We start from the raw sequence: 19,639 nt of genomic DNA on the forward strand, positions 1-19,639 counted from the left end.
ATGAAAAAGCATTTCCTCATTTCATTGACAATATTATTTTTACTAAGTATATCTAATACTTTTGGTCAAAATGCCTTTGATTATACTTTAAAATGGCAAAAAATTAGAGATGAAATACCAAGTGATTCTATAAAAGATAATAATTTAAAGAAATTTAAGGAGAACCCTTTTGATTCTGATTTATCGTTTGAAGAATTAAAGAAATCTATTGAAGCTGAACATTCAAGATTAAGCTTAACCTCACCTCAAAAACAATCAAGTACTACAGGTATATTTGACAAAATACCATCAAATTTTCAAAGTATATTAATAGATGGAATTGCTAAATATTCGGCTGAGGCATTTAGAGAACAAGCTACAACCATATACATTGATAAATTTAAAAGAGAATTACAAAAAACATCTGACTTTAAATATATTTTACCAAAAACATTCAAATATCTAAATGAAGAAGATTTGTTTAATTATGAAAAGTTAGGAAATAGTATTAAACAAACATTTAATGATGATTTAGATAATATATTATCTGGACTTAAAGATTTTGTAGATAAAAGTAATTTGGGAAACTCCTTTTGTAAAAATAATAATGAGGTTTGTAATGCTATAAAATTTTCATTAGATGTAGGAAACCAAATTAAAGTAAAAACATCTTTTGTTGAATTAATCAATTATTTAGATAGGAGGTACACTGGAGACAAAGCTTATGAAAAAAATTATTATAACCTTATTCATTCTATTAATTTAATACAAGCTAATATTCGTAAAGATCCAACGAAAACAGACCAGACTCTTATTCTATCAAAAGTACCCTATCAAAAAAGATGGCTGACGGTAGAAGATTTTTCAGAGTTCAAAACATCAGATGATTGGGTTTATTTTTTAGCCTTAATTTATCATCAAGACAAAGAACACAGGCTCTTTAAAAATGACGTAATAAAAGGCTTTAAAATAAATAATGATCCAACGGGTAAAGGTAAGGAGTTACAAAAATATATTCTTACAGTAATTTCATTACTACAAAGTATAGAAAACATTCAGGCTCAAGAACAAGTAAAAGCTGATGAATATATTGAAATCTTCTCTAATTTATCAACACTTATAAAATTAGTGAATGATATGAATCATTTTGTTGATGATAAATATGTTGAAATTACTCAAAGTACAATAGACATGGCAAAATCCATAGTAAAGAAAGACTATACAAGTGTTGTAAAAGGTAGCACTAAAATACTAAGAAACGTATTAAAGGATAATACTGATTCTTCCAGTAAATACATTAGTAAATTCATTAAATACGGGACTTTTATGGTAGATGTGACAACTACAAAAAATTCAGATGATTTGAAAGAAGCTATTAAGCGAAATGTAACAAGCTATACTTATTTGAATAAAAGAAAGAGTGATTTTAGTATAATTTTAAATGCAGACCCCGGTATAATTCCTTTTACTGGTTTTGAAGGGATAGATTCATTTAATTCTACAAAAAATACCTTTGCGGTGACATGCCCAATTGGTTTTGACATTGTTGTTGGAAGCCGTAAAAATGAATCATACTATGGTTTATCTCTTAATGTTATTGATATAGGAGCCGCTTTTGCTTATCGTCTAAACGATTCTGAATCTGAACTACCTGAAAAAATTACTTTAAAGCAAGTATTCTCTCCAGGGTTAGCACTCAAACATGGTATTAGAAATACTCCAATTTGTTGGGCTTTAGGTTATCAATATACACCTGCATTGAGGACAGTAACGAGTACCAATATTACCGAAGCAAAAAGTGCAAGTCGATTTTTCTTACGATTTACATGGGATTTACCCCTTGCAAAAATTATCGGAAATAAATAAGAATTTGATTTGATACTCAGGTGAAGGAAAACTTCTCTTAGATAGGATTACACTGTCTAATTGTTTATTGCATATTTTATTCAATCAAAGAATTATTTTTTTGTCAATACAAAACCATTTTTACTATGATTAGGAAATGTATAATTTTATTACTGGTAATATTCTCCTACCAAGTGAATAGTCAACAAATCAATTATAAATTAACCCAGCTTGATTTGAAAGCTAAATTGAATGAACAACAATATCCGTTCCAGTTTTCAAGCATAGTAATCAAGAACGATAGCATAATATTAGTAGCTGAAAAGTGCAATAGGATATATATCCTCAATAAAAAGACGCTTGATGTTATTTCAGTGATAAATGACTTAGTTTTTCCAAAAGATAAAGTAAGTATTGAAGGTGTTGTCTTATACAAGAATAGGTATTTATTTTTATTAGATGAGAACAATACGGCTATCTATTCTTATGACTTAAAAGACCAAAAAAGTAATATTAAAAGAATTGATGATAACTCATTAGAAGGTAATCAATATAAATTAGAAGGTATTGCTATTAATGAGAAGGACTCAATTTGTTATGTATTACATGAAGATAAATTAAAAATCTATCTTTTTGATATTGGTAAGGATAACCAATTAAAAAAAAGAGAGAGAATTAATTCAATAAACCTTCCGAAAGATAATATCTCTTGGACAAGAAATACAGATTTGGTTTACGAAAACAATCAACTCTATGTTTTATCAACAACTTATGGAGATGGAAAACCTGATAAATTAAAATACGGGATAAGTTTATTTTCAATCGGTGGAGACTATACTTTAACATATCAAAATACAATCGAATTGATTTTTCCAGAAAGCTTCGATTACTATAGATTAGAAAGATACAGTACTAATTTAGAAGGTCTAGTTAAAGATAGTAATTTATTTTATGTTATTAGTGATAATGCTGATAGTGATAGGGATAATTGCGATACACAAATTAATGGAATTAAAAAGACTTTATTTTTTAAGCTTGAGAGAGAGTAAAGTTTAAAAGAAGGTGTAATAAATCTATACTTTAAATCTTTATCTCTTTACTAAAAAACATATATAATAATTGGCGATTTGCACATTATGATTTTGAGGAGTACAAGATAATAACTACCATATTTGATTTATCAAAATCTAAACATAATCTAAATGAAGTTAAGTACAATTTACAATTAATGATATTGTTTATCAAGATGTTGAAAAGATGATAGATAGGATTAAATCTAAAAAGAATCGCTACCTTATCTTATATCGAACAACAAGGGTTCTCATATTTATTTTGGGAGCTATGATTTCAATACTCAGTGGAACTAAGTCGAAATTAATTGAGATTTACTGCTTTAATCCTGAACATTTTATACTTGTCATTAGTATTAGTATTACGGTGTTTACCGCTATTGAAAGTCTATTTGGTTTTAGGGATAAAGGTAAAGGCAATAATATGCTACTTTATGAATTACGCAGACTCCGTGACCGTATTTGTTTTGATTACTCAAAAAACAGCGATATATATAACTGGAAACGAGATGAATATTTCAAAGAATATCAAAAGCTTTTAGAAGCTCAAAAGTTAATGATTGAGAATTCGGATAATGAAGAGAATGATTAAAACATGTCATCCTAGTCAGCATTTTTTTGCTGACTTTTTTTGTTAATTACGTTGGTCTAATCATAAATACAATAATTTTTCTTTAGCGTTTAAAGTTATAAGCAATCAATTGGTGCCATGACATGAGTAATTTTCATCCAAAAGCTACATAAAAGTATCTCGCATTTCTCGCTTGATGAATTTAAGGGCATCGTCGGACGGTGCGATGTTTTTGCTGATGGCTACTTCCAAAATACGTTTTGATAATTCTAGCGCTGGGGCTTCTGGAGCTAAATCTTTTGTAGATAAGTTTATCAAGGCTACCGTTTCGTTCATGGCATTTTTGATGTTCAGCCAAGCTTCGTCACTCATATACACCTGCTGTGAAAGATTATGCGAAAATTCTTCTCTGATTTCCGCCAACATCAATTGCTGAAACTCAGCAACTGTTGCCACTCGTCCCGTAAGGCGAATTAATAAGTTATTCGGCGAGATTCTTTCTAAAAACAAAGCCATTCTTTCGTAAGCCTGCAAGCGAATTGGCAACAATGTTTTGGTGGTTTCCGCCTTGATATTTAATTCTTTTTCTACTATTTCTTTTTTAATAAAAGAACTGACTGTTAGGTACATAGCCCATAAAAATAATCCTGCGGGGAGTAAAACCTTTATTAAATCGGCAACTAATTCCATGATGTTGGGGTTTATTATTCACGATAATCTTTCAAAAATAAGTAATTTTGCCCACAGAAAAAGCCCTTTGCTGATAGAATCAGTGGAAAGGTTGATGAATTTGAGTGAATGTAGATTTGTTTGATGATTGAAAACAGGCAAACAAATCACTTTATCAGCAGACACTCCATCAATAATGACAAAAAGCATGAATCCAACTTCAATCATTCCCATCAGTATTACCGATATTGCCAAGCAAGAAGTAATCAAGGCTTTGAGCATTAAAGGAATTCCCGAAAATTACTTTCTGAGAGTAGGTTTGCGTGGTGGAGCTTGCAGTGCCACTTATCTAATTGGCTTTGATAAAATGGGTGAACACGACGAATTATACGAAATAGACGAATTGAAAGTAATCATCGACAAGCGCCATTTGATGTATTTAATAAATATAGAGCTTGATTTTGAGGAGGAAGGAAATGGCTTTACCTTTAACAAATTATAGAAATATCATACAACAATATCATTCATGAAAATTGCCGCAATAGACATCGGCTCGAACGCCGCCAGAATGCAAATCTCCAGAGTACTGGAAAACGATGGTAAAATAAGTTTTAAGAAAGTAGAGTACGTTCGTTTTGCTTTGCGTTTGGGACACGATGTTTTTAATGATGGAGAAATCAGCCCAGAATCTGAGGTAAGAATTTTTAAGTTATTAAACGCTTACAAGCTTTTATTAGATTTACACGAAGTAAAAGATTACATGATTTGTGCTACCTCTGCTATGCGTGAAGCTGGCAATGCCGAAGCTGTGATTACTCGTATCCACAAAATTCTGGATATGAAAATCAATATCATTGAAGGTGCAAAAGAAGCAGAATTAATCAATGATGTAGTTGTTCAGGCTTTAGATGATGCCAATTACTTACACATTGATGTAGGTGGTGGTTCGACGGAATTAAATATTTATTCTGAAAGAAAGAAAATTGCTTCAAAATCTTTTAAAATCGGTTCTGTTCGTTTGTTGGAACACAAGGAAAAAGAAGGTGATTGGGAGAAAATGAAGCGTTGGATAGAACATAATATTGATGTTAAAAATGCTAAAATTACTGCGGTAGGAACTGGTGGTAACATTAGTAAATTATTCAATATTTCACCGAATCATCAAGATGCTAGTTCAATTAGTTTTGAGGAATTAGTTCGTTTGAAAGATTACGTAGCCTCATTTACGTATGAAGAGCGAATTAATAAATTGAGATTAAACGCTGACCGTGCGGATGTTATCGTCCCTGCGGCATCTATTTATTTAGCAGCAATGGAATGGTCTGGTGCAGAAAGTATTTTAGTCCCTGATTTAGGTTTGAAAGATGGAATTATTCAGATGGTGTATGAAAGAATTCAACATCGTAAGAAGTAATAAAAATAAAGGGAAGAGCAAATCAATGTTCTTCCCTTTATCATTATGGTGCTTTGAAAATAGCCGTTCAAAAGATATAAACCTCCTGTTTATTTGCTTGAAATAAACAGTTATAATCATCTTCTTTCTATTAGCAGGCGAATTAATTCGCCTGCTAATAGAAAGAAACCTAGTAAAGTTCAAACAGCTTTTACGACAAAGTCACTCCACAGCTTACTTGGTAAGTCTCTCCTGCTGATAAAGTCAATAATCCATCTCCAGAATTAAAGGCATTTGTATTTCCCGTCATTGGTTCAATTGCTACACAGTCACGTGCTTCTGGAATATACACAACGATAAAAGAGAATTGTCCTTTCAAACCTTCTTGCCAAAGTGTAAGCGAAACATCTTTCTGGATTGAATGCAATACTGCTTCTACTTTCTCCGCTGGTTTAACTACAAAAACAGCATTTAAGTCTTGTCCATCTAAGATGATTCCTTCACTAAAATCAACGGCTTTTGTTTCTACAGAAATCAACTGTTCATCTGGAATTGATTGCTCAATAGCAGGGAAATCAATTCGCCAATCATTAGCAGTTTCTCCTTCAATTTTAAAATATGGATGCCAACCCAAAACCACAGGCATCGTTTTAGTTCCTGTATTTTTGATGGAGTATGTCAAAGTAAAACCATTTTCCGCAGATAGTGTATTCTTAATTTCCAGCACAAAGGGAAATGGATAGCCAAAGTAATTGCCTTTATATTGGTAGCGGAGTATAATACTTGCTTCTGTATCGGTAGATATTTCTTCAATTACTTCAAAATTAGCAAAAGCCACAAAGCCGTGAATGGCATTGTTCAGCCCTACTTCGTTGATAGGTAATTGATAAGTATTTCCTTCAAAATAATATCTGCCATTTCTTACACGGTTTCCCCACGGAAATAGATGTGCAGAAGGATATGCAGCCATTTGTTGCATTAATTGTTCGTCGGTATCGGCGCAAACAATTACATTAAATAAGTTTTCATTTTTTCGGAAAACCATTTTGCGAATAATTCCACCCAATTCAGGTAAAATATTAACAGTCTCTCCAGTTGTTGGATTCGCTAAAACGTATTCAGTGAAACGTCCGAATGCCTCTTGAGTAATTTTCATGTTGGATAATATTACTTACTATTTAAAAATTTAGGCAAAATAAAAGCTAAGTATTCTAAGGCTACATCTCTCCTTCTACTCCTAAACCGAATAATGCAAAATCATATTTTACAGGATCTTTGGCATCGAGTAGTTTTAAATTTTCAGTTAATTCAACTGCCATTTGCCAATCGGGTTTAGGTCTTTCTATTAAACCTAATTTACGAGCTACTCTTTCTACGTGTACATCACAAGGACAAACTAACCTTGACATTGGTATGTTTCCCCAAATGCCAAAATCTACTCCATGATTATCTTTTCGGACCATCCAACGCAAAAACATATTCAAGCGTTTGCAAGAAGAATTTCTGAGTGGTGTAGCAACATGCTTTCGTGTTCTTTCTGGATAATCTTCTAAACTAAAGAAAAGGTCATGAAAGCCGACAAGGTTATTTTTAATATTAGATTCTTCTGGATTATTATTCTCTACTAAAAAAGCTTGTTCTAAAGATTCATGTTTTTGATAAAAATCTCTAAACCAAGCGATAAAGTACAATGTATCTGTAGCATTAAAAGTACGATGTTTGAAAGAAAGAAAAGCTTTTAAATCGGAATCTTGATGATTCAAGATAAAGTCATGTGGGCTACCATCCATCAAAATAATCAATTCTTTACATTTATTGATAATGGTTTTTCTTTGTCCCCAAGCTAAAATAGAAGCCCAAAAACCCATGATTTCAATATCTTCTTTCTTGGTAAAAAGATGTGGAATAGAAATTGGGTCGTTCGGAATAAAATTGGGTTGATTGTACTGTAAATACTTTTCTGCTAATAAATCAGCGACGTAATTAGTCATTATTGAAGAGATAAAAACAAAATACTCGGCATTATTACGATGAATAATACCGAGTATTTTTATTTAATTTTTGAAGCAACAAATGCGATAAGTTTTGAAGGAATTGAAAAAATCCAAACTAACACTGTATATAAAAAAGCAAATGTTGCGATGGCTGGAAATGCCAATGTATAAAGAACATTAAACACGATATGCCCAAAAGTGATTTGTCTTTTATTGCGTCGCATTTTTTAAGGGGTCATGTAATTTAATTCTGTTCTAATTCTTTTCTCTGTTGGATTCAATTTTTCAAAAGCTCTTGGCGATAATTTGATAATTACTTTATCGCTTCCAATATCGGGTAATTTCCCAACTACTTTTACCCAAATACTTTGTCCGTTAGCGATATTCTTCACATTCACCAAGGTTCCCACACCAGCAGAACGGTGAAGTGCTAAATATTTTCCTGAATTATCTTCTACGTCAATCAATTCGGCTAAACCACTTTCAATCGTTCTTCTGTATCCTGATGCTGTTCTTACTACTTCCGAAGAAGTTTTTACATCATTTGGTACAGGTTCTTCTGTTTTTGCTGCTACTTTTGGTTGTTCAGTAACAGTTGATGTTGGTCTGTAAGGTTCATTTCTTACTTCCCCTCTTGCAGGAACGTCGGTATTAGTATATCTTTTGCGTTCATACTCTTTAGCATCTACGATAAGTACTTGTCCTGCTGACAATTGGTCGTTTGTTAAATTATTCCATTTTCTCAAATCAGCAATGGCTACTTTATATTTACTAGAAATACCGTACAAACCTTGTCCTTGTTCAACAGTATGTGTTGCTGGTCTTGAAGGTTCGGGTGTTAATAAAGCTGTTGAGTTATTGGTATATTTTGCTGGAGCAGTGTTAACTACCTTATTAAAAGGCACTTTCACCATTTGTCCGATATTCACATTATCAGAAATCCCTGGATTCGCTGCTCTAAATTCAGACATTGAGCTTCCATATTTTCTTAAAATAGAATACAATGTTTGTTTAGGTTCTACTTTATGAATTACATACGTTTTGCCTGCTTCTTTACGTACTGTAACTGAATCTAGGCTTATTTCTTTGGCAAAAGATGATGTATATGTTGCTGATAAAAGAAAGATAGAGACAATCTTAGCAACGGACTTAGTGTTATATTTCATATCCGATGAGTTGATTTTGATTTTTAACATATAGTAAAGTGTCAGATTTCATAGAAAAGGTGTCTATTCCTATCCCTTCGCTCTCTGCGATGAAATCATGTAGTAGAATTTTTTTTTCTTTATTGGTAACCAACAAATAATTTTGGAATTGCTTTCCTCTGTAAATATAGTAAGAAATTACAATTTTGTCATTGACTTCCAGATAATCTACCCCATTTTGAGCCTCAATATTTATTAAATGGTAAAGGAATTTAAAAATCGTTGGAAAATGTGGACTTGAATCAGGATAATGCCTCACAAAATGCTGATTTTGTTCAGGAATAAAGCTTTGAAATGGTTTCAATCCGATTTCAAGCGATTGATAAATAGGTAAATTACTTTCATCTAACTGATAAAGCACTAATATATTGCCATCACAACTAAAAAAAATCCAGTCTTCAATTCTTTGTTCAATCTCGCAAGTTGTAATATTTATTAGGATTACTCCCAGAGGTTCAGGCTTTTGCTGGTCTGAATATTTATGTAGGACCAAATGATTACCAAAAATTCCAACCAAACCCAACCACCAAGATTTTTCTGGACGATAATCTTTCCATAATACTTCACCTGTTTTTAAATTCAATGCAGAAAAGCTTACTTGTCGGCTAGATTCATCTCTTACTTCCAAAACCATTTTGTCTTCATAAAAAACAGTATTCCAAATTTTTCCAGCGAAAGTCTCCTCTATTTTTTTTAGCATAAATTTTATTGTTATTTTACATTCTAATTTGAATCTCCGATTACAAGTTTAAACATATATTTTTGCAATCTCATCCTAATCCAGTTTATCAGTGTTAAAAATATTAGGCATTATTCCTGCTCGCTACGCTTCCACTCGTTTTCCCGGAAAACCATTAGTGGACATCAGTGGTAAAACCATGATTCAACGTGTGTATGAACAAGCTTCAAAATCTAACTTACTCGCAAAAGTAGTTGTTGCCACAGATGATGATAGAATTTTTGAACACGTAAAAAGTTTTGGTGGCGAAGTTGTAATGACTTCCTCTAAACATCCAAGCGGAACCGACCGCTGTTTTGAGGCTTTACAAATCGTTTCTAAATTGGAACGCAGAATAGAGGGAAAAGAATTCCAACGATATAATTATGTTATCAATATTCAAGGCGATGAACCTTTCATACAGCCTAAACAAATTGATATTTTGGTGCAATGCCTGACGGCTAAAACAGAATTGGCGACTTTGATAAAACGCATTGAAGACGAAGCGACTTTGTTCAACCCAAATACACCAAAAGTAATTTTCAATAATTATCATGAAGCCATTTACTTCACTCGTCAAACAATTCCTTATTTAAGAGGCATCGAAAAAGACAAGTGGTTAAATGCACATGATTACTTCAAACACATTGGAATTTATGCTTACAGAGTTGATATTTTGAATAAAATCACAAAGCTTCCGATTGCTTTATTAGAGAAAGTAGAATCTTTAGAGCAATTAAGATGGCTTGCCAATGGGTTTAAAATAAAAGTTGCCATTACGCCCTATGATAGTTTTGGAATTGATATTCCTGAAGATTTGGTAGAAGCACAAAGAATAAGTTCTTAACGAAAAATGAGTCATCCCGAATTTTCTCTTGAAATAGCACGAAAAAAGATTTCAGAGAGAATTCGGGATGACTTATATTTAACAGAAATCTCACTAATCTACTTCTGCTTTATTTACTCTTTTCGGAGTAGCCTTGCCATCTACCATCGACTTCGCTCCTACTGCAATGGCACGAATCATATTGGTCATGTGTTTCATATCAAGACTTTCAAATTCATCATCTACTGAATGATATAATTTATCAATGTCAATTTGATCAGACGAAATAGAATGTGCAGGTACGCCTAATCTAGCCAAAGTCGCATTGTCGGAACGGTAAAATAAATTCTGTTCAGTGTAAGGATCTGGATGAAAACTGTAAGGACTACCTTTTACGGCTTCTTGTAAAATTGTTCCAAAGTCAGAACGTTCAAAACCTGTAATAAAAGCTGAATTTGCCCCAAATTTAGAAGCCTTACCAATCATTTCAATATTAAACATTGCCACAATTTCATCTGGATTCAATTGTTTCGAGAAGTATTGAGAACCATAACCGCCAATTTCTTCCGCTGTAAAGCATACAAAAATCAGAGTACGTTCTGGTTTCCCTAGCTTTTTGTAGTAATCTGCTAAAGTAACGACTGCTGTCGTTCCCGAAGCATCGTCATCGGCACCATTAGCAATTGAATCACCTTCAACAGCTTTTTGATAGCCAAGATGGTCGTAATGTCCAGAGAAAACTACATATTCATTCGCTCTTTTTCCGGGAATCATTCCTGCTACATTGGCTAATGGGAGTGTCTCTACTTTATTGGTCAACGCAGCTTTCAGGTCATTTACTTGTACCGAATCTGCAAGGATAAAGAGTTGTGATTCTCCTTTTCCAAGACTTTCCTTCATCAAACTGCTATTAAAACGACGATGATAATTTGCAAATGTTTTTTGATGCTTTGGATTTACCAGTACAACAGCATCTACTTTCTTGCTTAAAATCTCCCCAAAAGCCTTTCTATAATTAGCATTTTCGCCAATGTAAAATACTTGTTTCGGGCTTGACCAAGCAACGCTTTCATGACCAGTCATGAAAAAGTACTTGTCTTTGCCGATTTCAGCATTGTTTAAAACAACAGTCGATTGCTCTGGTTTAAGCGAATACATACTAAATTTCTGTTCGAAGGAATTCAAACCTGCTAAAGGTTTCAAGCCGATTCTATTGAACTCAGCCTGTAAGAAAACCGATGCCTTTTCAATACCGGGAGTAAAAGTTCTTCTACCCATCATGTCATCAGCACTCAAAGTTTTAACAATTCTTTCTACTTCTGTCTGTTTGATGCTTGATTGTGAGAATCCATAATGGGAAACCATTACAGACAAAATCAATGTAATTACGCTCTTCATATTTGTATTTTTTCTTACAAAAATAGACGAATCAATTTTTAAATAAAGTGATTCAATTTTTAATTTCAAAAAATTAGCTGAACGGCTCTTATCAAAAAACAAAGGCTTTTTAGGTAGGTAAATGGTAGGATAAAATTTACTGAATTCTTGTAGCTGAATCGTGCAGGAGTAAAATATCACTCGATTATTTGTCGCTCCAATTTGGAGGAAGGAAATATCGCTTGTAAATACGTCGCTCCAATTCGGAGCAAGCAAATATCACTCGTAAATGTGTCGCTCCAATTCGGAGCAAGCAAATACCACTCGTAAATGTGTTACTCCAATTCGGAGCGAGCAAATATTCATCGTCATATACTATAAAAAATCGGGCTAAGCAAATGCTGTTAACATTTGCTTAGCCCGATTAAAATTTGAAGCGTTTCTTCGCTTAGTCAACAAATCTGAACATTCTATTCCAACGAATTTTACTCAAGAAGTTCTTATTAGGGTCTAAAGACATCCAAATAAATACTGCTTTTCCAACCACGTGATCAGCAGGAACAAAACCCCAATAACGTGAATCCGCTGAATGATGGCGGTTATCGCCCATCATAAAGTAATAATCTTGCTTGAAAGTATAAGAAGTAATCGCTTTGCCATCAACCATAATCCTATGTCCGTCGATGACAACATTTTGATTTCCTTCGTAATACTTAATGATGTACTTGTATTTATCTACATTACCAGAATCTAACTTGATAGTCAGACCTTTGTTCGGAATCAATAATGGGCCATAGTTATCTCTGTTCCAAACGTATGAACTACCAAACATTGGCGTTGCGCCGTCGTCGTTTGTCATACCATCTTGTCCATCAGGAGTACCTTTAGGAGCTTTCAATAAATCAACGCTGTAGAAAGACTTCATTTTTTTGAATTCTTCAATATTACCAGCATAAGTATTGATGATATAATCATGTAAGCCCCCCACAAGAGAATCTTGTCCTGTTAGATTTACTTCCATCCAGTTCGCATTCGACTGACCCGTTGCATCAACGCCATTGAAAATATTATGATCTTCAAAGAATTCGTCTGTCAATTGTTCCTTTACTTTCAACAAATACTCATGTTGTAATTTCTTAGGATTTTCCATTGGTTTTCCGTCAATGTACACCTGCGTATCACGGATTTCCAAAGTTTTTCCCGGAGTTCCGATACAACGTTTGATGTAATAAGTACGTAAATCAACTGGTGCATCGCCATCTGGTGTATAGTTTGGCACATTGAATACTACTGCATCGCCTTGTTTTACATCAGAGAAACCCGGTAAACGTTTGATAGGTAAATCTAACCAACGTAAATAAGAAGGAATATCTGTACCCCAAATTTTTTGGTGTGTCAAAGGTACTTGAAGAGGCGTTTTGGGTGTTCTAACTCCATAATGTAATTTACTTACAAAAAGGAAATCGCCGACCATCAATGAACTTTCCATTGAAGGCGTTGGAATGGTATAGGCTTCAAAGAAGAAGAAACGTATTAAAGTTGCCGCTACTACCGCAAATACTACAGAATCAATCCATTCACGGAAAGGTGATTTTTGTTTAGGTTGTTTTTTTTCTGACATTTTTATCGTTGTTGGAAATGTTCTCCAATGGTTAGTCGTAAAGTTGATAATAGAATTACAGTTTAGCTATGAGTTTTGAGTGATGAGCTATAAGCCTTGAGTTAGGAGCTTTTAGTTTTGAGCCGTTAGATTTAACTTTAAAAAGCTCACTGCTCATAACTCATAGCTGTTAGCTCAAAGCTTACAGCTACAAAGCCAACAAATCGTTCATGCCAAAAACACCTTTCTTGCCTACAATCCATTCAGCTGCCACAACCGCTCCTAAAGCAAAACCTTCACGACCATGTGCTACGTGCGAGATTTCAATTTGGTCAATGTCTGAAATGTATTTTACAATATGTGTTCCGGGAACTTTGCCTTCACGAGCAGACCAAATGGCTACTTCATCTTGTGCTGGGATTTCGTTATTAATCCATTTACTCTTTCCTTCAAGGTTTTCAATCAATCCTTCTGCAATGGTAATTGCAGTACCTGATGGAGAATCTTTCTTTTCTGTATGATGGATTTCTGTTGTTGAAACTGAATATTGTTTCTGTGGACTTATCAATTTAGCTAACATCTTGTTCAATTGAAAAAAGATATTTACACCAATTGAATAATTTGATGACCAAAAGAACGCTCCACCTTTTTCAAGTGCTAAAGCTTCTACTGTTGGTTTGTTTTCAAGCCAACCAGTTGTTCCGCATACTACAGGAAAACCTTTATTGATACATGCTTTTACATTTTCAAAAGCAGAAGAAGGATGGCTGAATTCAATGACTGCATCTACTTGAGCAGTGGTTAATTCCTCAAAATCTTGACGATTATTTACGTCAATGCGAGCAACAATAGTATGACCTCGGTCTAAGGCGATTTTTTCAATAACCTTTCCCATTTTGCCATAACCGAGTAAAACAATATTCATAGTAATAAATTGATTGTGTAATTGAATATTCCCCAAAAGGATTAATTATGATTAAATAATAAGTATTTGTGTCGAATAAACGAATGTTATTTGAAAGCAAAAGTAAGTTTTGCCCCATAGACTGCATTCATCATATCAGGACTTGTGAGAGTTGGCTGAATTTTGAATGAAATGTCGTCTGTTAAATCAAAGGTTTTTAAATGTGCCGTTACGTTGGCATCAATGATGTTGGCAACCCAAACTACTGCAATAAATAAGTAAGAACCATCTCTGTTTCTACGATAACCATTCACAAAGGTATTGAGCTGTGAAGATGTTACTTCTCGTTGCGTTCCGCTTTCGTCGCCATAAAGTGTAATTTTAGCACTAGATGGTGGACTTGTCACTTGAAAATTATCAATATATTGCTGTTTGTAATAAGAGTATTTAGCTTGATTGGTGATGATATAGTAAACATTCACCGCAAAACCACCATATACAAAAGGTAGTTTCCAATACTGACGATTGTAAATTTGTCCCCAACCCGGTACCATTGCCGAGCGTAAAGTTGCTACTCTGGGAATGATTTTATAAGGCGTTTTTACAGAATCTTTCTTGACGATGACACTTGTTACAGAGTCTTTCAGACTAACAACATTACTTTCTTTCAATACTTGCGCTTGTGTTAACAAACTTCCAAGGAAAAAAAATAAGCCTATAAGTAATTTCTTCATTTTAGTTTTTTGAACTTCAACGCAAAATTACCGCTAATATTCCGTCTGGTGAAGGGTAATTAAGTTTTTTTAAGAGAAAAATCCAGCCCTTTTCATGATAGAAGGACTGGATTTTCAACTAAGCTTTAATCGCTAATAAGATTTTATCTAATTCTTCTTGAGAAGTAAATGGAATTTTAATTTCTCCTTTACCTTTATCGTCTGCTTTTACTGTTACTTTTGCTCCAAAATAAGCTTGTAAACGGAATTGCAAACTTCTGATTTCCTGCTTTATTCCTCCGCCGATTGCTTTCTTTGCGGTATTTACTAAAGAGGCATTGGCTAATTCACGAACGGCTTCTTCTACTTTTCTTACCGACCAATCGTCTGCAATGGTTTTCTGAAAAATATCTAATTGCTGTTCTCTATCTGGAATATTAATAATCGCACGAGCATGACCCATCGAAATTTTGGTATCTCTTAATGCTACTTGAATCACATCAGGTAATTTCAGCAAACGAATATAATTATTAACTGTTGTGCGGTTCTTCCCTACTCTATCCCCTAATTCTTCTTGTTTCAAAGAACATTCTGTAATTAATCTTTGGTAGCTTAATGCAATTTCGATAGCATTCAAGTTTTCACGTTGAATGTTTTCAATCAATGCCATTTCTAGCATTTGCTGGTCGTCAGCAGTACGCACATAAGCTGGAATACTTTTCAAGCCCGCTCTTTTAGAAGCTTGTAAACGGCGTTCTCCAGAAATTAATTGAAATTTATTCGGAGCAATCTGACGAACCGTAATGGGTTGAATAATTCCTTGAACTCTGATTGAATCCGCTAATTCATTCAGGGCTTCTTCGTCAAAATGCGTTCTTGGTTGATATGGGTTCGTTTCGATTAAATCAACCGAAATTTCGTTCATCGAACTAATTTGCTCTAAACGTGTAGGGCGTTCGATGGGTGTTGCAGGTTGACGAGGCTGCGTGTTATTTACTTCGTCCGAATCTTGAAGTAAAGCTCCTAAGCCTCTACCAAGTCCGACACGTTTTTTTACTGCTGGGATTTCTACTTTACTCATTTCTTATACGATGATATAGAACAGATTTTTCGGGATGGCATTTTCCAAAAGGAAAAATCTACTCTTGTGTTACATATCCATTTTTAGCCAAAACCTCACGAGCGAGGTTCAAGTAACTAATTGCACCTTTACTTTCTGAATCGTGTGCAATGGCTGGAACACCAAAACTTGGAGATTCTGAAAGACGAATATTTCTAGGAATGATGGTATTGAATACCATGTTATGAAAATGTGCTGTTACTTCGGCAACTACTTGGTTCGACAAGCGTACTCTTAAATCATACATTGTCAATAAAATACCTTCAATCGCCAAATTGGTATTCAAACGAGATTGAATAATTTTTACAGTATTCAATAGTTTTCCAAGTCCTTCTAATGCAAAGTATTCGCATTGTACAGGAATTATCACAGAATCAGCGGCTGTAAGGGCATTAATGGTGATTAAACCTAAAGACGGCGAACAGTCGATAATGATAAAATCATAGTTATCAAGAATAACACTTAATGATTCTTTCATTTTTTGTTCACGGTCACGAAGGTTAATCATCTCAATTTCAGCACCAACCAAATCAATGTGTGAAGGAATAATATGCAGATAAGGTAAATCTGTAGCAATGATAATATCTTGCACATTTACTCCATCAACCATACATTCATAAATTGAATTTTCAATTTCCTTAGGATTAAACCCTAAACCTGAAGTAGAGTTTGCCTGAGGGTCAGCATCAACAATGAGTGTTCTGAATTCGAGAGCGGCTAAACTTGCCGCCAGATTTATAGTGGTTGTCGTTTTTCCAACTCCTCCTTTTTGGTTGGCTATGGCAATTATTTTCCCCATCTTGGATTTTTCTGAGTTACAGTTTTTTTAAGCTAGGCATTTACGAACAGACAAACAGGTAAAAGAAGTACTTGATAAAAAAGCCAAATCTTACTCCTTAATTCCTACAAGTTGATTCACAATTCCCAGTACCTCAAATAACAGACTTCAAATATCGTCCTTTCCGACCACATAAGCAAAGAGTGTTCCACAAAATGTTTCACGATTATTGATTTATGAGTATAATACTATTATTGATTCAGTATTAACAATCAATAGGATTGACAATTTTATGAGTTAAAATGATTATTTTTATTTTGTAAAAAATTAGATTAAGACAATAAAAATGATGATTTTTAGATATAAATAACAACAAAGTACAAATAACAGACATTCGACATACTTTTAGAGATGTATTCAAAATTGTTTCTAAAAATCAGAAAATGTATTTTAGCATAATTTTGGAACGTTCAATCTTAACATTTTATTTACATTTCATTCATATACTTTATTAACAAATTTATTTTATGACATCAAAATCCATTGAAACCGAAGAGGTTCAAAAATCAAATAGCTATCCCAAGGCTGTTCCCTACATCATCGGAAATGAAGCCGCTGAGCGTTTTAGTTTTTATGGTATGCGTTCTATCCTTCCTACTTTTTTAATTGCACAATTTTTCAATCCTACTTTCAATCCGCTCCTTCAACAAACTGCCGAAGCCCAATCTAACCAAAAAGTACACATGTTTGTTGCCTTGGCATATATTATGCCTATTTTAGGAGGTATTGCAGCTGACTGGTTTTTCGGGAAGTATAAAGTGATATTATATGTCTCTATTTTATATTGTTTTGGGCATTTAATGTTAGCTATGTTTGATACCAACCTTGCATTGTTCTCATTAGGAATGACGGTTATCGCAGCGGGTGCAGGTGGAATTAAATCCAATGTTTCTGCCAATGTGGGCGACCAATTTGATAAAACTAATGAACATTTTATGTCTAAAGTATATGGTTGGTTTTATTTCTCAATCAACTCTGGCTCTGTAGTATCTAACCTTTGTATTCCAATCATTTATGCAAAATATGGAGCAGCTTGGGCATTTGGAGTACCAGGAATATTAATGGTACTGGCTACTATAATATTCTTCTCGGGTAGAAATAAATATGTGAAAGTGCCGCCAATGGGTATTAATAGAAATAATTTTATTTTTATTTCTTTCAATGCGCTAGTAAATATGGGCAAGAGAGTAAAGGGTGAACATTGGTTAGACGTTGCCAAAGCAAGTTATGACCCACAAAAAGTTGATGATATAAAAGCTGTATATCGTTTAATCATCGTATTTGCTTTTATTCCAATTTTCTGGGCGTTGTGGGATCAAAATTTATCTGAATGGGTTTTGCAAGCTCAAAAAATTGATTTGAATACAGGCTTAGGCTTTGCTTTATTACCAGAACAAGTACAAGTATTTAATCCTTTCTTCTTAGTAAGTTTCATTCCTATTTTTACCTATTTTATCTATCCTTTCTTTGAAAAACTGGGCATAAAAACTACGCCCTTGCGTCGTTTAGGGGTTGGGTTTTTCTTGACAGCTTCATCTTTCGTGATTATTGCCTTGATTCAAGAAAGTATTGATGCTGGTGGTAAACCTTCTGTTTGGTGGCAAATATTAGCTTATTTAGTTTTGGCTTGGGGTGAAATCTTAGTGTCAATTACAGGTTTAGAATATGCTTATACCAATTCGCCAAAATCTATGAAATCGACGATGACTGCTATTTTTTATTCAACTGTTTCTATCGGGAATTTAGCCGTTTCGCTTATCAACGAAAACATTGCTAACAAAGGCTTCTTTGCTCAATTAGATGGCGCTAAGTATTTTTGGTTTTTTGCAGGATTGATGTTTATCTCGTTCTTGATTTATATTTCTATTGCTTCAAGAATGAAAGAAACACGTTATGTAGGAGTGGCGGAGTAAAGCCATTAACGAGTTTTTAGCTTTGAGCTTCAAGAAATAGACTAAGATAAAACTTAAATCATATTTCTTGAAGCTCATTTTTTGTATATTTCCACGAAAAAGCTCAAGGCTGAAAGCTCATTGCTCAAAGCCCTTAAAAACATTATGGAAGAACAACACTTAGAAAGCTCTGATTTTATTAAAGATATTGTTATCGGGATGTCAGATGGATTGACCGTCCCTTTTGCTTTGGCGGCTGGACTTTCTGGAGCGGTGGCTAATACTTCCATCATTACTACAGCGGGCATTGCTGAAATTGTAGCAGGTTCAATTGCGATGGGCTTGGGTGGTTTTTTAGCAGGTCAAACAGAAGTAGAACATTATGATGCCGAACTAAAACGAGAATACGAAGAAGTAGAAAGAGTTCCTGAAAGAGAAAAAGAGGAAGTAAGAGAAGTATTTGCAGACTATGGTTTGGATGAAGAAGCACAAAATTTAATCGTTGAAGCCCTTTCAAAAGACAAAAAGAAATGGGTAGATTTTATGATGAAGTTTGAATTAGGTTTAGAAAAACCAGATATTAACCGAGCTAGAAATTCTGCTTTAACGATTGGTACTGCCTACATCGTTGGTGGAATTATTCCGCTTTCCCCTTATTTTTTTGTTGAAGACGCTCATCAAGGATTACTTTATTCAATGACGGTAACTTTGCTAACACTTTTTGTTTTTGGTTATTTTAAAAGTAAAGTAACAGGACAAAATCCTTTAAGTGGTGCCATCAAAGTAACATTAATTGGCGCAGCCGCTGCTGGTGCAGCTTTCTTTGTAGCAAAGATGTTTGGAGGATAAATAGAATAGTCGTGAATTGTAAATTAGCGAGTTAGTGATTATTTGACACAAAGAATAAAAAATCCAACAAAGAAAA

At 33.9% G+C, this 19,639-nt stretch carries 20 protein-coding genes; 9 read left to right on the forward strand and 11 right to left on the reverse strand.

Going from position 1 to position 19,639, the window contains the following annotated elements; all coding sequences use genetic code 11:
* From VB798_RS17975 to VB798_RS17985, 3 genes are all read left to right on the forward strand, one after another.
* The gene (locus VB798_RS17975) at positions 1–1,845 is read left to right on the forward strand and encodes a hypothetical protein (protein WP_323260850.1); all 1,845 of its coding nucleotides are present in this window, start codon (positions 1–3) and stop codon (positions 1,843–1,845) included.
* Positions 1,846–2,018: 173 nt separating this feature from the next.
* Positions 2,019–2,873: a hypothetical protein gene (locus tag VB798_RS17980; protein ID WP_323260852.1), complete on the forward strand. Its 855-nt coding sequence runs from the start codon at positions 2,019–2,021 to the stop codon at positions 2,871–2,873.
* A gap of 208 nt (positions 2,874–3,081) precedes the next feature.
* Entirely contained in the window at positions 3,082–3,486 is a 405-nt protein-coding gene (locus VB798_RS17985) for a hypothetical protein (RefSeq protein ID WP_323260853.1), read from the forward strand.
* Between the two features lie 144 nt (positions 3,487–3,630).
* On the opposite strand, the gene VB798_RS17990 is transcribed toward VB798_RS17985, so the two are convergent.
* A complete protein-coding gene (locus VB798_RS17990; protein ID WP_323260855.1) occupies positions 3,631–4,155 on the reverse strand; it encodes a DUF7935 family protein in 525 nt (174 codons plus the stop codon).
* A gap of 187 nt (positions 4,156–4,342) precedes the next feature.
* Between VB798_RS17990 and VB798_RS17995 the strand changes: the two genes are divergently transcribed.
* Together VB798_RS17995 and VB798_RS18000 are read left to right on the forward strand one after the other, a co-directional pair.
* Positions 4,343–4,636 carry a HesB/IscA family protein gene (locus VB798_RS17995; RefSeq protein ID WP_323260857.1) on the forward strand — a complete coding sequence of 98 codons (294 nt, stop codon included), beginning with the start codon at positions 4,343–4,345 and terminating at the stop codon, positions 4,634–4,636.
* A gap of 24 nt (positions 4,637–4,660) precedes the next feature.
* On the forward strand, positions 4,661–5,548 hold the full coding sequence (locus VB798_RS18000) for a Ppx/GppA phosphatase family protein (RefSeq protein ID WP_323260859.1): 888 nt from the start codon (positions 4,661–4,663) through the stop codon (positions 5,546–5,548).
* Between the two features lie 190 nt (positions 5,549–5,738).
* On the opposite strand, the gene VB798_RS18005 is transcribed toward VB798_RS18000, so the two are convergent.
* Positions 5,739–6,683 carry an aldose 1-epimerase gene (locus tag VB798_RS18005; protein WP_323260861.1) on the reverse strand — a complete coding sequence of 315 codons (945 nt, stop codon included), beginning with the start codon at positions 6,681–6,683 and terminating at the stop codon, positions 5,739–5,741.
* A 61-nt stretch (positions 6,684–6,744) separates the two neighbouring features.
* On the reverse strand, positions 6,745–7,518 hold the full coding sequence (locus tag VB798_RS18010; protein WP_323260863.1) for a TIGR02757 family protein: 774 nt from the start codon (positions 7,516–7,518) through the stop codon (positions 6,745–6,747).
* A 39-nt stretch (positions 7,519–7,557) separates the two neighbouring features.
* Here VB798_RS18010 and VB798_RS18015 point away from each other — a divergent pair, with 39 nt between their 5' ends.
* Positions 7,558–7,692 carry a hypothetical protein gene (locus VB798_RS18015; protein WP_323260865.1) on the forward strand — a complete coding sequence of 45 codons (135 nt, stop codon included), beginning with the start codon at positions 7,558–7,560 and terminating at the stop codon, positions 7,690–7,692.
* A gap of 56 nt (positions 7,693–7,748) precedes the next feature.
* Here the strand turns inward: VB798_RS18015 and VB798_RS18020 are convergent, their stop codons facing one another.
* Positions 7,749–8,687, reverse strand: a complete 939-nt coding sequence (locus VB798_RS18020) for a LysM peptidoglycan-binding domain-containing protein (protein ID WP_323260868.1) — start codon at positions 8,685–8,687, stop codon at positions 7,749–7,751.
* Complete coding sequence (locus VB798_RS18025) at positions 8,677–9,426, reverse strand: DUF4905 domain-containing protein (protein ID WP_323260870.1); 750 nt, start codon at positions 9,424–9,426, stop codon at positions 8,677–8,679. Before VB798_RS18025 ends, VB798_RS18020 begins: the two co-directional genes overlap by 11 nt.
* 91 nt (positions 9,427–9,517) lie before the next feature.
* Between VB798_RS18025 and kdsB the strand changes: the two genes are divergently transcribed.
* Positions 9,518–10,291: a 3-deoxy-manno-octulosonate cytidylyltransferase gene (kdsB, locus tag VB798_RS18030; protein ID WP_323260872.1), complete on the forward strand. Its 774-nt coding sequence runs from the start codon at positions 9,518–9,520 to the stop codon at positions 10,289–10,291.
* Between the two features lie 93 nt (positions 10,292–10,384).
* On the opposite strand, the gene VB798_RS18035 is transcribed toward kdsB, so the two are convergent.
* From VB798_RS18035 to VB798_RS18060, 6 genes are all read right to left on the reverse strand, one after another.
* Complete coding sequence (locus tag VB798_RS18035; RefSeq protein ID WP_323260874.1) at positions 10,385–11,668, reverse strand: M28 family metallopeptidase; 1,284 nt, start codon at positions 11,666–11,668, stop codon at positions 10,385–10,387.
* A 427-nt stretch (positions 11,669–12,095) separates the two neighbouring features.
* Positions 12,096–13,268, reverse strand: a complete 1,173-nt coding sequence (gene lepB, locus VB798_RS18040) for a signal peptidase I (protein WP_323260876.1) — start codon at positions 13,266–13,268, stop codon at positions 12,096–12,098.
* Between the two features lie 187 nt (positions 13,269–13,455).
* Complete coding sequence (gene dapB, locus VB798_RS18045; protein ID WP_323260878.1) at positions 13,456–14,172, reverse strand: 4-hydroxy-tetrahydrodipicolinate reductase; 717 nt, start codon at positions 14,170–14,172, stop codon at positions 13,456–13,458.
* An 86-nt stretch (positions 14,173–14,258) separates the two neighbouring features.
* A complete protein-coding gene (locus tag VB798_RS18050; protein ID WP_323260880.1) occupies positions 14,259–14,885 on the reverse strand; it encodes a DUF5683 domain-containing protein in 627 nt (208 codons plus the stop codon).
* 118 nt (positions 14,886–15,003) lie between these two features.
* The gene (locus VB798_RS18055; RefSeq protein ID WP_323260881.1) at positions 15,004–15,945 is read right to left on the reverse strand and encodes a ParB/RepB/Spo0J family partition protein; all 942 of its coding nucleotides are present in this window, start codon (positions 15,943–15,945) and stop codon (positions 15,004–15,006) included.
* Positions 15,946–16,003: 58 nt separating this feature from the next.
* Entirely contained in the window at positions 16,004–16,783 is a 780-nt protein-coding gene (locus VB798_RS18060; RefSeq protein ID WP_184133437.1) for a ParA family protein, read from the reverse strand.
* A gap of 506 nt (positions 16,784–17,289) precedes the next feature.
* Between VB798_RS18060 and VB798_RS18065 the strand changes: the two genes are divergently transcribed.
* Together VB798_RS18065 and VB798_RS18070 are read left to right on the forward strand one after the other, a co-directional pair.
* Positions 17,290–18,735, forward strand: a complete 1,446-nt coding sequence (locus tag VB798_RS18065; RefSeq protein ID WP_323260884.1) for a POT-type proton-dependent oligopeptide transporter — start codon at positions 17,290–17,292, stop codon at positions 18,733–18,735.
* Positions 18,736–18,879: 144 nt separating this feature from the next.
* A complete protein-coding gene (locus VB798_RS18070; protein WP_323260887.1) occupies positions 18,880–19,563 on the forward strand; it encodes a VIT1/CCC1 transporter family protein in 684 nt (227 codons plus the stop codon).
* Positions 19,564–19,639: the final 76 nt, after the last annotated feature.

It is taken from the genome of Arcicella lustrica, from assembly GCF_034930985.1.
Lineage (GTDB): Bacteria > Bacteroidota > Bacteroidia > Cytophagales > Spirosomataceae > Arcicella > Arcicella lustrica.

Bases quoted from the DNA above. Each gene is read 5' to 3' on its own strand.
- VB798_RS17975 (WP_323260850.1), top strand. From the start codon at position 1: ATGAAAAAGCATTTCCTCATTTCATTGACAATATTATTTTTACTAAGT.
- VB798_RS17985 (WP_323260853.1), top strand. From the start codon at position 3,082: ATGATAGATAGGATTAAATCTAAAAAGAATCGCTACCTTATCTTATAT.
- VB798_RS17990 (WP_323260855.1), bottom strand. From the start codon at position 4,155: ATGGAATTAGTTGCCGATTTAATAAAGGTTTTACTCCCCGCAGGATTA.
- VB798_RS17995 (WP_323260857.1), top strand. From the start codon at position 4,343: ATGAATCCAACTTCAATCATTCCCATCAGTATTACCGATATTGCCAAG.
- VB798_RS18000 (WP_323260859.1), top strand. From the start codon at position 4,661: ATGAAAATTGCCGCAATAGACATCGGCTCGAACGCCGCCAGAATGCAA.
- VB798_RS18005 (WP_323260861.1), bottom strand. From the start codon at position 6,683: ATGAAAATTACTCAAGAGGCATTCGGACGTTTCACTGAATACGTTTTA.
- VB798_RS18010 (WP_323260863.1), bottom strand. From the start codon at position 7,518: ATGACTAATTACGTCGCTGATTTATTAGCAGAAAAGTATTTACAGTAC.
- VB798_RS18015 (WP_323260865.1), top strand. From the start codon at position 7,558: ATGAATAATACCGAGTATTTTTATTTAATTTTTGAAGCAACAAATGCG.
- VB798_RS18020 (WP_323260868.1), bottom strand. From the start codon at position 8,687: ATGAAATATAACACTAAGTCCGTTGCTAAGATTGTCTCTATCTTTCTT.
- VB798_RS18025 (WP_323260870.1), bottom strand. From the start codon at position 9,426: ATGCTAAAAAAAATAGAGGAGACTTTCGCTGGAAAAATTTGGAATACT.
- VB798_RS18035 (WP_323260874.1), bottom strand. From the start codon at position 11,668: ATGAAGAGCGTAATTACATTGATTTTGTCTGTAATGGTTTCCCATTAT.
- lepB (WP_323260876.1), bottom strand. From the start codon at position 13,268: ATGTCAGAAAAAAAACAACCTAAACAAAAATCACCTTTCCGTGAATGG.
- dapB (WP_323260878.1), bottom strand. From the start codon at position 14,172: ATGAATATTGTTTTACTCGGTTATGGCAAAATGGGAAAGGTTATTGAA.
- VB798_RS18050 (WP_323260880.1), bottom strand. From the start codon at position 14,885: ATGAAGAAATTACTTATAGGCTTATTTTTTTTCCTTGGAAGTTTGTTA.
- VB798_RS18055 (WP_323260881.1), bottom strand. From the start codon at position 15,945: ATGAGTAAAGTAGAAATCCCAGCAGTAAAAAAACGTGTCGGACTTGGT.
- VB798_RS18060 (WP_184133437.1), bottom strand. From the start codon at position 16,783: ATGGGGAAAATAATTGCCATAGCCAACCAAAAAGGAGGAGTTGGAAAA.
- VB798_RS18065 (WP_323260884.1), top strand. From the start codon at position 17,290: ATGACATCAAAATCCATTGAAACCGAAGAGGTTCAAAAATCAAATAGC.
- VB798_RS18070 (WP_323260887.1), top strand. From the start codon at position 18,880: ATGGAAGAACAACACTTAGAAAGCTCTGATTTTATTAAAGATATTGTT.